The sequence below is a fragment of the Flavobacterium sp. WV_118_3 genome, from assembly GCF_039778605.1.
GTDB lineage: Bacteria > Bacteroidota > Bacteroidia > Flavobacteriales > Flavobacteriaceae > Flavobacterium.
Map to the genome: position 1 here is coordinate 2,992,457 of NZ_CP156060.1, position 14,697 is coordinate 3,007,153.

At 42.0% G+C, this 14,697-nt stretch carries 10 protein-coding genes; 5 read left to right on the top strand and 5 right to left on the bottom strand.

Features of this window, described 5'->3' with window-relative positions; all coding sequences use genetic code 11:
• Positions 1 to 48 precede the first annotated feature (48 nt).
• Positions 49 to 2,160, top strand: coding sequence for a prolyl oligopeptidase family serine peptidase (locus tag ABFU83_RS13975; protein WP_347070222.1), 2,112 nt, complete (start codon positions 49 to 51; stop codon positions 2,158 to 2,160).
• Positions 2,161 to 2,250: 90 nt separating this feature from the next.
• On the opposite strand, the gene ABFU83_RS13980 is transcribed toward ABFU83_RS13975, so the two are convergent.
• The gene (locus ABFU83_RS13980; RefSeq protein ID WP_347066821.1) at positions 2,251 to 3,054 is read right to left on the bottom strand and encodes a TIGR00266 family protein; all 804 of its coding nucleotides are present in this window, start codon (positions 3,052 to 3,054) and stop codon (positions 2,251 to 2,253) included.
• A 212-nt stretch (positions 3,055 to 3,266) separates the two neighbouring features.
• On the opposite strand from ABFU83_RS13980, the gene ABFU83_RS13985 reads away from it, so the two are divergent.
• A complete protein-coding gene (locus tag ABFU83_RS13985) occupies positions 3,267 to 3,707 on the top strand; it encodes a DUF1842 domain-containing protein (protein WP_347066823.1) in 441 nt (146 codons plus the stop codon).
• Positions 3,708 to 3,781: 74 nt separating this feature from the next.
• Here the strand turns inward: ABFU83_RS13985 and mtgA are convergent, their stop codons facing one another.
• The 4 genes from mtgA to ABFU83_RS14005 are packed head-to-tail and all read right to left on the bottom strand — an operon-like array spanning position 3,782 to position 7,862.
• Positions 3,782 to 4,525: a monofunctional biosynthetic peptidoglycan transglycosylase gene (mtgA, locus tag ABFU83_RS13990; protein ID WP_347066824.1), complete on the bottom strand. Its 744-nt coding sequence runs from the start codon at positions 4,523 to 4,525 to the stop codon at positions 3,782 to 3,784.
• Entirely contained in the window at positions 4,525 to 5,643 is a 1,119-nt protein-coding gene (locus ABFU83_RS13995; RefSeq protein ID WP_347066826.1) for an FAD-dependent oxidoreductase, read from the bottom strand. The genes mtgA and ABFU83_RS13995 overlap by 1 nt, the downstream gene beginning before the upstream one ends.
• On the bottom strand, positions 5,643 to 6,329 hold the full coding sequence (locus tag ABFU83_RS14000) for a DedA family protein (protein WP_136403428.1): 687 nt from the start codon (positions 6,327 to 6,329) through the stop codon (positions 5,643 to 5,645). The genes ABFU83_RS13995 and ABFU83_RS14000 overlap by 1 nt, the downstream gene beginning before the upstream one ends.
• 30 nt (positions 6,330 to 6,359) lie before the next feature.
• Positions 6,360 to 7,862: a dicarboxylate/amino acid:cation symporter gene (locus ABFU83_RS14005; protein ID WP_347066828.1), complete on the bottom strand. Its 1,503-nt coding sequence runs from the start codon at positions 7,860 to 7,862 to the stop codon at positions 6,360 to 6,362.
• Positions 7,863 to 8,121: 259 nt separating this feature from the next.
• Here ABFU83_RS14005 and ABFU83_RS14010 point away from each other — a divergent pair, with 259 nt between their 5' ends.
• The 3 genes from ABFU83_RS14010 (at position 8,122) to ABFU83_RS14020 (ending at position 14,546) form a co-directional block, all read left to right on the top strand.
• Positions 8,122 to 11,475, top strand: a complete 3,354-nt coding sequence (locus ABFU83_RS14010; RefSeq protein WP_347066829.1) for a GEVED domain-containing protein — start codon at positions 8,122 to 8,124, stop codon at positions 11,473 to 11,475.
• 135 nt (positions 11,476 to 11,610) lie between these two features.
• Complete coding sequence (locus ABFU83_RS14015) at positions 11,611 to 13,512, top strand: S9 family peptidase (RefSeq protein ID WP_347066831.1); 1,902 nt, start codon at positions 11,611 to 11,613, stop codon at positions 13,510 to 13,512.
• Between the two features lie 326 nt (positions 13,513 to 13,838).
• On the top strand, positions 13,839 to 14,546 hold the full coding sequence (locus ABFU83_RS14020) for a hypothetical protein (protein WP_347066833.1): 708 nt from the start codon (positions 13,839 to 13,841) through the stop codon (positions 14,544 to 14,546).
• Positions 14,547 to 14,697: the final 151 nt, after the last annotated feature.

The window sequence follows — 14,697 nt, forward strand, 5'->3', positions numbered from 1 at the left end:
TTTTGTTAGAAACCAAAAACCAAGTAGATGAAAAAAACAATAACGACCATGGCTGTGGTTTGTAGTCTGACCATGATGAATGCACAAACATCCAAGGGGCCGGTAAAATTAAAATACCCGGACACCCGCAAAACCGAAACGAATGACACCTATTTCGGCACCAATGTTAAAGACCCATATCGATGGCTGGAGGACGATCGTTCTGCCGAAACTGCCGCGTGGGTAAAGGCTGAAAACGAAGTGACCTACAACTACCTGAGTCAGATTCCTTTTCGCGATGCTTTAAAAGCCCGTTTGGAAAAACTGTGGAATTATGAAAAAATAAGTGCTCCTTTTAAAGAAGGAAACTATACCTATTATACCAAAAATAACGGTCTGCAAAACCAATCGGTGATCTACCGTAAAGATGCTTCCGGAAAAGAAGAAGTTTTCCTGGATCCGAATACATTCTCAAAAGACGGAACGACTTCTTTAGGTGGTCTTGATTTTTCCCGCGACGGTTCGAAAGTAGCCTATTCCATTTCGGAAGGCGGTAGCGACTGGAGAAAAGTGATCATCATGGATGCCATCACTAAAAAAGTGATTGAAGATACCTTGCTTGACGTTAAATTTAGTGGTGTGTCCTGGAAAGGAAACGACGGTTTCTACTATTCCAGTTACGACAAACCAACCGGAAGCGAATTGTCGGCCAAAACCGATCAACATAAATTGTACTACCATAAATTGGGAACCTCTCAAAAAGAGGATAAAGTTGTTTTCGGACTGGATCAGAAAAGACGTTATGTTGGCGGATCGGTAACCGAAGACGATAAATATTTGGTGATTTCGGCTGCGAATTCGACCTCCGGAAACGAATTGTATATTAAAGATCTTACCAAACCAAATAGTCCGATTATTACCATTCTGGATAATTTTAACAGTGATAGTTATGTCATTGAAAACGACGGTGAAAAATTGTTTATCGTGACCAACTTAAATGCGCCAAACAGACGTGTTGTTACGACCGACATCAGTAATCCGAAACCGGAAAACTGGAAAGATTTTATCGCCGAAACCGAAAATGTATTAACGCCAAGTAACGGTGGCGGTTATTTCTTTGCCAACTATATGAAAGATGCCGTATCGGTTGTACGTCAATACGATCATAGCGGAAAAATGGTTCGCGAAGTGCAGCTTCCGGGCGTAGGAACGGCTTCCGGATTTGGTGGTAAAAAAGAGGTGAAAACACTATATTTCTACTTTACCAACTATACAACACCGGGAACGATTTATTCCTACGATCCGCAAACCGGAAAATCGGAAATCTATCAAAAACCAAAAGTAGATTTTAACAGCGAGGATTATACGTCCAAACAGGTTTTCTATACGTCGAAAGACGGGACAAAAATACCAATGATCATCACATATAAAAAAGGAACAAAATTAGACGGTAAAAACCCGACAATCCTATACGGTTACGGAGGATTTAATGCGAGTCTTACACCAAGTTTCAGCATTTCGAATGCCGTTTGGTTGGAAAACGGTGGTGTTTATGCCGTACCAAACCTTCGCGGTGGTGGTGAATATGGTAAAAAATGGCATGATGCCGGTACCAAACTTCAAAAACAAAATGTATTTGACGATTTTATCGCGGCTGCCGAATACCTGATTGCTAACAAATATACTTCGAAAGATTTCCTTGCGATCCGCGGAGGATCGAACGGTGGATTATTAGTAGGCGCTACGATGACACAACGTCCGGACCTTATGAAAGTGGCGTTACCAGCCGTTGGGGTAATGGATATGTTGCGTTACCATACGTTTACAGCCGGTGCCGGATGGGCATACGACTATGGAACTGCGGAAGACAGCAAAGAAATGTTCGATTATCTCAAAGGTTATTCACCGGTTCACAATGTAAAAAAAGGGGTACAATACCCGGCCACATTGGTAACTACCGGCGATCATGACGACCGTGTAGTTCCGGCGCACAGTTTTAAATTTGCGGCCGAATTACAGGAAAAACAAACGGGAACTAATCCGGTTTTAATCCGTATTGATGTGAATGCCGGTCACGGTGCCGGAAAATCGGTTGCCGCTTCGATTCAGGAAAGTGTAGACATTTTTGCCTTTACGCTGTACAATATGGGAATTAAGAGTTTACCGAATCTAAAAAAGTAATTCGCTCTTATCAATAATTCAAAAAGCGCCCGCAATTGCAGGGCGCTTTTCTTTGTTATAAAAATCAATTAATTAGAAAAAAATGCTTTTTTAAAAACGGTTGTCTCCGTCCAGCAGGTTCCCTAAACCTCCTAAAAGGCTTCCCTCTTCTCTGCTTTTTCCGCCAGCTCTTGGAGCCGAAGCAATAATTCTGTCGGCCAATCGGCTAAATGGCAATGATTGTACATAAACCACTCCCGGTCCGCGTAGGGTTGCAAAAAACAAACCTTCCCCTCCAAAAATCGAATTCTTGATACCACCAATAAATTCAATATCATAATCGATATCTTTTGTAAAACCGACAATACATCCGGTATCCACTTTTAATACTTCACCGGCTTGTAATTCGCGTCGCGCCAAAGTTCCTCCGGAATGCACAAAAGCCATTCCGTCGCCTTCGATCTTTTGCATGATAAAGCCTTCGCCTCCAAAAAGTCCGGTTCCCAGTTTACGGGAAAATTCAATCCCGATGGAAACACCTTTCGCCGCACATAGAAACGAATCTTTCTGACAAATAAATTTCCCCTGGTATTTCGTTAGGTCGATCGCTACAATTTTTCCCGGATAGGGTGATGCAAAGCTGATTTTACTTTTGCGGTTGTTCTGATTCGTATAAGCGGTCATAAAAAGACTTTCTCCGGTTAAAACACGCTTTCCAGCCGAAAGCAGTTTCCCGAAAATTCCGGATTGTTGTTGTGCCGATCCGTCTCCAAAAATGGTTTCCATTTTGATACCATTGTCCATCATCATAAAACTTCCCGCCTCAGCAACTACTACTTCCTGCGGATCCAGTTCTATTTCGACGTATTGCATTTCTTCACCAAAAATCTGGTAATCGATTTCATGTGCGTACATAATTGTTCGTTTTTTGATTTATCTATTAGACGCGTCATCCTTACAATTGTTACAAAACCTTTTATTATGATCTCCTCCAAAAACACCTAAAACACTAACATCCAAATCCCTGACACGTAATTTTACGTAAAAAGAAGATTCCGTACTTCTACGTTAAAATACTTCCTTCAAACCGCTGAAATTTGTTATCCTAATCTCAAATCTATTTCATTATGGAATCAAAATCTGGTTTATTCATCGTTTCGTACAAGATTGCTTCTCCAAACCTGGGAGCTCCTACTTTCGAAGTACATTTTGCCGTAAACACACCTGCACAAACCGTTACCGGAAAAGGAGTGGTTCACAATGCTACCGTTAATCCGCCTTTTACATTGTTTACCGATTTACGTGGTGATTATACGTATATGACGGTTATGCCAAAAAACACGCATATTTTGGTAACCGCCGAAGGATATCCGAACATTAAATTCCCGCCGCATGCCGGAATCGGACCGGTTATTTTGCCAAACACCAAACTACGAATGGTATTGGAATCGGACTGGCAGTCCGGAAAAGCGAATTTTATGTATACCGATGATAAAGGGAACTGGCACGAAGTAGTCGATGCGAACGTTTCCATTATCAAAGTTGGCGAATTAGCTGCCAGCAATTAATCTCTTTTGCAAGATCAAAAAAGGCTGTTTCTCAATGAAACAGCCTTTTTACATATATGATTTTTTATTTTCTATTAGTATTCGATCTTCCCGATATGGCGCATTACGCGGACAATTTTATCTTTTCGTTTGTTGATATAGGCTGATGAATTGGAAGCTTTAAATCGTCTCGGACTTGGCAAGATAGCTGCAATTCCGGCTGCTTCGTATTTGGACAGATTTTTGGCACTTTTCCCATACCAGAATTCCGATGCTGCTTGCGCGCCGTAAATTCCATCTCCCATTTCGATACTGTTCAGGTAGACTTCCATGATGCGTTCTTTCCCCCAAATGAGTTCGATCAGGACGGTAAAATAGGCTTCCAGTCCTTTGCGCAGGTAACTTCTTCCCTGCCATAAAAAAACATTTTTGGCGGTTTGTTGCGAAATGGTACTTCCTCCTTTTAGTTTCCGACCTTTCTGATTACTACTAAATGCTTTTTGCATCGCGCTAAAATCAAAACCGTTATGATCTAAAAATGTACCGTCTTCACTGGCAATAACTGCTTTTTGCAGGTTTTCGGAAATGTCTTCCAACGGTACCCAATCGTGTTTGCAAACCTTTTCTTTACCATCTTCTCTGGTTTCCATGGCCCGGATTGCCATTAAAGGCGTAAACGGAACCGGTACAAATTTAAACAGGATTACAAAAAACAGGGAAATGGCAAAAAACCATAGAAACACTTTAATACAAAAGCGTGCTACTTTATTGCCAAAACTTCTTTTTTCTTCTTTTGATTTGGGTTTGGTGTTTGTTTTTGATGTTTTTTTTACCGCCATTATTCTAATAAATCTGCTAATTCCTGTCCAATCAGGCTTCCGATAGCCACTCCCATTCCGCCAAGGCGAACGCCACAAAAGACGTTTTGAGAGCGTTGTTCTACGATTGGTTTTTTATGCGTTCCCATTCCCATGATTCCGCTCCAACGATGGGCAACCTGAAACTCCTGATTCGGCAAAATTACATTTTTTAACAATTCTTCCAAACGGTTTTGGATTTGTTCCGTCAGACCAAAAGTTGTGGTGGTTTCGCCTTCAAAATCGAGGTTTCTTCCGCCACCAAAAAGAATCCTGTCGCCAATATTCCGGAAATAATAATACCCGCTGTCGATGTGAAACGTTCCGCGGATATCGAGATTTGGAATCGGTTCGGTAATTAAAACCTGTGCTCTGGCCGGTCGAACCGCACCATTGGTGATCGTTCCGGCAAAACCATTAGTGGCAAAAAACAGCTTTCCGGTTGTTACGATAAAATCGTTAGTATGCACCTCAACGCTGTTTCCGTTATCCTGATAACCGGTAACGGTTTGATAATTTAAGATTTGAATATCGTTTGTCACGGCTTCTTTTAACAAAGCCTGCATCATGTTTCCGGTGTCGATTTGGCCTTCAAACGGATTAAAGATCAAATAGTCCTGAATCCCTTTAAAGTCGAAACGATCCACTTCTTTTGAAAAAACATCGGCTTTAAAAAGCGGTTTCAGCACTTCGTTGACCAATGGCATTTTCTGAAGACATTCGGCATAACTGACTTCATCGTCTCTTAAAAACAATTCATAACCACCATACGGACGGAAATCAATCGTTTGATCACCTAATCTTTTACGAAGCAATTGCAATCCGCGCCAACGCTTTTCGATTAATTGTACCACTTCGTCTTCGGTATGATTTTTCAGATCGTCTATAATTTCCGATAGACTCCCAAAACACGCAAAACCGGCATTTTTAGTGCTCGCACCTTGCGGCAACGGCCCTTTTTCGAGTACCAGAATCTTACTGTTCGGAAATCGTTCGCGCAGGCGCAATGCCGTATGTAATCCGACAATACCACTGCCCACTACCGTATAGTCGACGTTCGAAAACCAGTTTTTAATTTCCCAGTAACTCAGACTAAGCATTAGCTTCTTCTTTCTTTGATTTTATTTTTCAGATAGTTAATCGCAAGTGGCGATGTAGAAAGGATAATAATCGCAATTACGATATATTCGATATTGGCTTTTAAATCCATATTGTGGTTGTCCAATAAATAGCGGTACAAATAGTGTCCTGAGAAAATCAGGGTAAACGACCATAGGAACGAACTTACAATGTTGAAAAACATAAATTTCTTTTTCTCCATCTGAACGATCCCCGCTACAATCGGTGCAAAAGTTCGTAAGATTGGTAGGAAACGGGCAAAAATAATGGCACGTCCTCCGTGTTTTTCAAAAAACAAACGCGATTGGATCAGGTATTTTTTCTTAAACCAGAAGTTGTCTTCTTTGGCATACAAATAGTGTCCGCTTTTCGCTCCAAACCAATACCCGAAAATATTCCCGATAATTCCGGAAATCGCTACAAGTGTGGCCAGCAAGGCTACATTGGCAAAATCACCATGAACAGTCATTAATTCGCGCATCAGCACTTCGCTGTAAATTCCGGAAAGGAATAATAAACTGTCTCCCGGTAAAAAGAAACCGGCAAACAAGCCTGTTTCTGCAAAAACAATAAACAATACAACGTAAATTCCAATATGGTGTCCGCCGATTTCCAGATTAATATAAAACTCCGGATTCAACAATTCTGTCCATTTAAAGCCTTCCATAATTTTTTGGGTAAATTATATAAATATTAGTTAGTTAGTTTCATTCGCTGTTTCCCATTTGTCTACGGCTGTAGTTGCCAAAGCATTTCCAAGAACGTTGGTCATGCTTCGCGCCATATCACAAAAATGGTCAATCGGTAATATCAAGGCTATTCCTTCCGGCGGAATACCAAACATAGCACAGGTCGCCACCACTACAATCAGAGAGGCTCTTGGCACACCGGCTACTCCTTTACTGGTGAGCATTAACACCAGTAACATGGTTAATTGTTTTTCGATTGGCATATCAATTCCGTATACCTGCGCAATAAAAATACTCGCGAAGGTCATATACATCATACTTCCATCCAGGTTAAACGAATAGCCTAACGGTAAGGTAAACGACACGATACGTTTCTGGCAACCGAAGCGTTCCAATTCTTCTACCAATTTCGGGAAAACCGCTTCACTACTGGTGGTTGAAAAAGCAATTAACAACGGACTTTTAATTCGTCGTAACAATTCCCATAAACGCTTTCCTAAGATCACATAACCAACTGAGAGCAATACGACCCATAAAAGCGCAATTCCGATACTAAAATCCAACAGGTATTTGGCATATAATCCGAAGATTCCAAAACCATAGCTCGCCACAGCGGCTGCAACGGCACCAAATACACCTAATGGTGCTACCCACATAATATAGGTTACCATTTTCAGGATCACATGCGAAACAACATCCAACATTTTAATGATCGATTTGGCTGCTTCACCTAAAGAAGCCAATGCAATTCCGAATAATACCGAGAAGATTACAATCTGTAAAATCTCATTGGTTGCCATGGCTTCAAAAATACTTTTCGGAACCACGTGTTTTACGAATTCTTCCAGCGAAAACGATTGTGTTTTTTCCAATAATTCCCCGGCCGAAGAAGCATCTTCCATTTTGATCGGTGTTCCTTTACCCGGTTCCAACCAGTTTACCAGTACCATTCCTAATAATAAGGACATCAGTGATGCTGAAATAAACCAGCCCATGGCTTTGGCTCCAACGCGTCCCACCATTTTCATATCGCCCATTTTTGCAATTCCAACCACTAAGGTCGAAAACACTAACGGTGCAATAATCATCTGAACCAGACGAATAAAGATGGTTCCCAGTAATTTTATTTTTTCGGAAAACGAGTCGATATTGTCAATAGACGTAACGGATTCATTAACCGATTTATGCGTTTTTTCGAGTTTTAAAGTGGTGTTGGTTTTTAACACCTCCGGTACCAGACTCACTTTTTTACTGCTCGCCACCACGACCATAACGTCTGCCGGCAAGGTTTTATGAAGTTGGTTGTATTCCAGACTATCCTTTATAACAAAAACTTTTTGATGGTGGGTTACCCCGTCACTGGTCTCAAATATCAGTTCATCAGCGCCTTCTTTTGCAGGTGTATACCGGAGTGTATTTCCTTTTCCTAATGAATTGACCAAATACCCCAGGAAGACTCCCAGTATTAATGAAACGATAATTGCGATAAATAGTTTGTTGTTACTTTTCACGTGCATTCAATTTTAGTCCGTGAAAATAGGTATATTTTTCCAAACTGCCCGTTGCTATTTTCATAAAAAGCAATTTATCATCTGCTTCCGGCCTCTTTTAGCTGCTCCAAATTAGCAAAATCACAAACAAATCATTTTACCAAAGCAAAAAGTTAAGATTCAGTTATGGTTCACTTATGATCACCTTTGAACGATTCAAACAAAAAATGTTAAAATATATTTGTTATTCGAAAAATTTAACCTAAAAAACTCACAACCTATGAAGTGCAAATTACTTTCAATTGCTTTATTGGCAATCACGAGTGTTTCCTTTGCCCAAAACGGAAATCCTTTCTGGAAAGTGTCTTCTAAAAAAAGTAGTCAGACTACTTTCGAAAAAAGAGCACCACTTCCCGTTAAAAACCTATTTGACCTGAACCTTAACGGGCTCAAAACGGCACTTTTACAAGCACCGGACCGGTCGCTGACGTATGCCAAATCGAGTGTTATCATCGCATTCCCGAATGCCGATGGTGACCTGGAACGTTTCCGTATGACGGAAGCTTCGGTGATGGCTCCGGAACTTGCCGCCCGTTATCCCGAAATAAAATCGTATGTCGGACAAGGTATTGACGATCCTTCTGCTATTATCCGCGTTAGTATTTCGCCATTGGGCGTACAGGCAATGCGAACAGCCGCCGATAAACAGACCGTTTTTATCGAACCCTATTCGACCGATCTGAAAACCTATTCTGTTTTTAAACGCTCGGACAAAATAGCCGGTTTTACAAAATTTGAGTGCGAGGTACTGGACCATGCCATTTCGAAAGTGGGTAATTCCGGTGAAGCACTTCGTCCGAATGCCGATGACAGCACACTGCGAACGTATCGCCTGGCGATGTCGGTAACTGGTGAATACACCAGTTATTTCGGCGGAACCAAAGCACTCGCTCTAGCCGCAATTAACAACACGATGACCCGTGTAAACGGTGTTTTCGAAATGGATTTTGGCGTTCGAATGGTATTAATTGCCAATACCGATGCGGTGATTTATACGAGTGCCAGCTCCGATCCATACAGTAGTACGGATGCTAATTACAATTCGGAGTTACAATCGACTTTAACCAGCGTTATCGGTGCGGCCAACTATGACGTCGGCCATCTGATGTCGGCCATCGGAAACAACGGAAATGCCGGTTGTATCGGATGTGTTTGTAAGTCGAATAAAGGTAGTGGCTTTACCACCAGTACCGTTCCAACGGGCGATAATTTTGATATCGACTTTGTAGCCCACGAAATGGGACATCAATTTGGAGCCAATCACACGTTTACGTTTAGTAACGAAGGAACCGGTGTACAAACCGAACCGGGAAGTGGCACGACTATTATGGGATATGCCGGTATTACCGGAGCCACCGATGTACAGGCACACAGCGATCCGTTTTTCCATGCGGTGAGTATTCAACAGGTGACCAATTATATTAAGACAACAACCTGTCAGACCAATACCGCTACCGGAAATGCCGTTCCTACAGCCAATGCCGGTGCCGATTATACCATTCCGAAAGGCACGCCTTTTATGCTAACCGGAACCGGAACCGATGCCAATGGCGATGCATTGACCTATTGCTGGGAACAAATGGATTCCGGGACTTCAACGACCACCTATCCGAGTGTAACCGCTACATCCGGACCTGCTTTTAAATCGTTTATTCCAACGACATCCGGAGTGCGTTATTTCCCGCAAATGAGTACCATTAAAACCGGAGCAACTTCCTGGAAATGGGAAGCCGTACCAAATGTCGCCCGATCGATGAATTTCCGTTTGACAGTTCGCGATAACCGAGCAGGAGGACCTGCCAACAATAGTGATGATATGGTTGTAACTGTAAACGCTACTGCCGGACCTTTTACCGTAAGCGCGCCAAATACTGCTGTATCATGGGCTGCCGGATCGACGCAAACCGTAACCTGGAACGTAGCCGGAACAACCGCCAATGGCGTCAATGCCGCTAATGTGGATATCCTTTTATCGACCGATGGCGGAAATACGTATCCAATTACCATCCTGGCCGGAACTCCAAACGACGGAACGCAATCGATTACCGTACCAAACAATCCGGGGACACAAAACCGTATTATGGTAAAAGGTTCCAATCATATCTTCTTTGATATTTCGAATGTGAACTTTACCATTACCGGCGGAACCGGAGGTGATACACAAGCACCGACCGCTCCAACCAGCTTAGCCGCTTCCGGAACGACGCAAACAACTACCAATTTATCCTGGACCGCATCGACCGATAACGTGGGTGTAACGGGTTATGATGTCTATCGTGGCACTACCCTATTAGGTACTGTAACAACAACTACTTATAATGTAACCGGATTAACGGCGAATACAACCTATACTTTTTCGGTAAAAGCGAAAGATGCCGCCGGCAATATTTCGGCCGAAAGTAATGTGGTTTCCGTAACGACCTTACCAACTACTGCGAGCTATTGTACATCCAAAGGGAATAGCGTGGCCGATGAATATATCGGACGTGTACAACTGGGAACAATTAACAATGCCTCTACCGGCGGAACCGGATATACCGATTTTACCAGTATTTCTACCAACCTGACCAAAGGCAGCGCCTATACCATTACGGTAACACCAACCTGGACCGGAAGCACCTATTCTGAAGGTTTTGCCGTTTGGATTGATTATAACGGCGATAAAGATTTTGACGATGCCGGTGAGTTAGTATGGAGCCGTGCGGCGGCCACAACAACTCCGGCTACCGGAACGTTTACCATACCAGCTACTGCGATCACGGGAGCAACCCGTATGCGCGTATCAATGAAATACAACGGGGTTCCAACAGCCTGTGAAGCGTTCTCCTATGGTGAAGTGGAAGATTATACCGTAAACCTTCAAACCGGCGGAACGACTCCGCTTACCTATTGTACTTCCAAAGGAAACAGTGTAGCAGACGAATATATCGGACGCGTTCAGTTGGGTACAATCAACAATGCGTCTACAGGCGGAACCGGTTATTCTGATTATACGAGCATCAGCACGAATCTGGTGAAAGGTGTTTCGAACACGATTACCGTAACGCCAACCTGGACCGGAACAACTTATTCTGAAGGCTTTGCTGTTTGGATTGATTATAATCAGAATGGCAATTTTACCGACAGTGGCGAACTGGTATGGAGCAGAGCGGCATCAACCACTACTCCGGCATCAGGTTCCTTTACGGTACCAGCCACAGCACTGAATGGCGCTACAAGAATGCGCGTTTCGATGAAATACAGCGGTATCCCAACTGCCTGCGAAGCATTCTCCTATGGTGAAGTGGAAGATTATACCGTAAACATCACGACTTCGGCTAAAGAAAACTATGTTGGCAGAGACACTACGGTAGCCGATATTAAACTATATCCGAACCCGGCCAGTAACCTCCTAAATATTACAAATGTATCCGAAAAGGCAACTTTCAGAATCTTTAACCTGTTAGGTCAGGAGGTGCTTAACGGTTCCATCCGCAACAATAGCATTGCGATAAGCACTATCGCAACCGGAAATTATATTCTTGAAATCCAGGATAACGATACGGTTAGCAGCAAACGTTTTATCAAACAATAAGCGTTTTTGCTATCCCTTAATTAATCCTTCTAAAGCGGCCTCCTCATAGGGCCGCTTTTTACTTTTCCGGCAGAACGGGCTAATCTCAATAAAATGCTTACTTTTAAGCTTTCTTTTTTAAAAATTAATTCACGAATGAAAAAACTACTTATTTTAACCCTGGGTATGATGGGACTGACAAGTACAGCACAAGAAACCCTGAATCCGGATATTCTCTGGAAACTGGGACGTCTTTCCCCTATCGGGATTTCAAAAGACGGGAAGAATATTGTTTACAAAGTAGCCACACCTTCCATTGACGAAAACAAACTGAATTCCAAATACTACATCCTTCCGGTGAATGGTGGTATTCCTACTGAGGTTCCGGATGTAAAAAATCTGGTGGCCGATAAAAATGTTTCGCCAGACGGAAAATATATCTTATCACATAAAGAGGTCAAAGTAGCCAAAGTACTCGGAAAAGATTTTTACCCGGAGTTAAAAAAATCGGAAGCTCAAATTTACGACGGACTGGATTACCGTCATTGGGATACCTGGAACGATGGAAGTCACAACCACGTTTTTTATGCCGAAAACACCGACAAAGCCCGTGCTATCGACATTATGAAAGACGAACCGTTCGACGCTCCGCAAAAACCTTTTGGCGGAGACGAAGATTATATATGGTCGCACGACGGTTCCAAAATTATTTATGTGAGCAAAAAGAAAGCCGGCACCGCGTATGCTATCAGTACGAATACCGATTTGTACGAATATGATATCGCATCCAAAACGACTCGCAACCTAACGGAAAACAATCCGGGATATGATACACATCCTACTTTATCGCCTATGGGTGACCTAAGCTGGTTGCAAATGAAACGCGACGGATATGAGGCCGACAAAAATGATATCATCGTACGTCATAAAGGAATTGATATTAATCTAACCGCTGCATGGGACGGAACGGTAGACAGTTTCAAATGGAGTGCCGATGGTAAAAAAGTATATTTTATTGCCGCTGTAGACGGAACTCGCCAGTTATTTGAAGTGAACTTCCCGGGTCTGACTAAAATTGCCGTACGTGTTACGCAAATTACCAATGGTGATTTTGACGTTACCGAATTGATCGGTATCAACGGGAATACAGCTATCGTAACCCGTACCGATATGAATCATGCGCCGGAAATTTATGCGTACGATCTTAAGAAAAAAGGCTGGAAACAATTAACCACCGTAAACAACGAAAGTTACGATAAGCTAACTTTAAGTAAAACCGAAAGACGGTATGTAACGACTACCGACGGTAAGAAAATGTTGGTTTGGGTGATCCTTCCTCCCAATTTCGACAAAAACAAAAAATATCCTACCTTATTATATTGTCAGGGTGGACCACAATCGGCGTTAACACAAAGTTATTCGTTCCGTTGGAATTTCTCACTGATGGCTTCTCAGGGTTACATCATCGTAGCGCCAAACCGTCGCGGTATGCCAGGTCATGGTGTTGAATGGAACGAACAAATCAGCAAAGACTGGGGCGGACAAGTAATGGCCGATTACCTATCGGCTATTGACGATGTGGCTAAAGAATCCTATGTAGACAAAACCCGATTGGGTGCTGTTGGTGCCAGTTATGGCGGATACTCGGTATTTTACCTGGCCGGAATTCACAAAAACCGTTTTAAAACGTTTATATCCCACTGTGGTGTGTACAATCTTGAAAGTATGTACGGAACTACCGAGGAAGTATTCTTTAACAACTGGGATCACGGTGGTGCGTATTGGGAAACCAATAATTCTGTCGCTCAGAAAGCCTATACACAATTTAACCCTATAAAATTGGTTAACAACTGGAATACTCCTATCCTGATTATTCAGGGCGGAAAAGACTACCGTGTTCCAATCGGACAAGGACAGGAAGCTTTCCAGGCGGCACAGCTAAAAGGAATCAAAAGTCGTTTTATGCTTTTCCCGGAAGAAAATCACTGGGTTACCAAACCACAAAACGCGCTGGTGTGGCAACGTGAATTTTTCAAGTGGTTAAACGAAACCTTATAATTTGTAGAAAACCGGAGCAATGCTCCGGTTTTTTTATGCTACTAAGTTCCCACCGGACGACTCAAGTCCGAATGAAACATTCTTTTGTATTTTCTACAGCAAAAGGCAGTTTCCGATAAATTATATCATACGCTTTCTTTTTGTATTTTTTAAAAATGCAGCAATTCATATTTTTTTTATATATTTACAATCAACCGGTTATATTTCCTCTTCGACCGGAACACATCTCCTGTATTCCCCTTTTTTAACGGCATAATCTCCCGATCCGAAATACTGTTTTGCTCCCAAAGCATTTAAACACTATACATTAATTTAATATTTATGCCATGCGATCCTGTTCTGAATCCATTTATCGTATTAAAGTTACAAATGCAGAAAAACTGCTTATTTTATTAAAAGAAAACAGCCTATATCTGCCTGAAAATTGTAAGGCGTTAATTTCTGAACTGGAAACAACCATTACCATTATTAAAACACAGAATACGGCCGTCCATCTAAAAAAACAACTGTATTCTGATGCAGTGGAAAATCTGAAACGAATCTTTATTAAAAGAGACGATGCCATTCGCAAACGCCTGTCCGGTATAGGAGTCTTTATTAAGAAATGTTTTGGAAAAACCTCCCGCGAAGCACTCTCAATTTCAGATTCTATATCCCAGATACGAGGCGCTAACAGAATTCACAATGTTGGCAACAGCAGTATTGAAAACAACATTAACCAGGCCTATCTTTCTTATACCTCACAGATTCAGTTGTTTTCATCCGTGATTACTTCACTTGAAAATCTTAAAAACACATATACTCCTTTTGATGAAACCTTATCCATATTGGCCTTAAAAGCGATAAAAAAAGAAGCCACCCAGGCCAATGATACCGTAATCACAATCTATTCCGAATACTTACTACTTAAAAATAGCAGGGCAAAAGCCTGTACCCGATTATCCGAACTCACTCAGGAAATCAAATCTATGGCTAAAGCGACCTCCACTATCCGGAAAACCGAATTCCGGCTAATTAAGAATCTAAAAATATAAGCCTTTCCAACCTCCCCTTTTTATTTCCTATCCTTTTTTAATCGATTGCTTCCTCAATTTCCCCTGTTAATAAATTAGATCCGTAAGAAAAGCTTTTTCACTAAGGTTACCAAAAACATAAATATGTGTTAAAATTTGGTTTCCAGTGTAA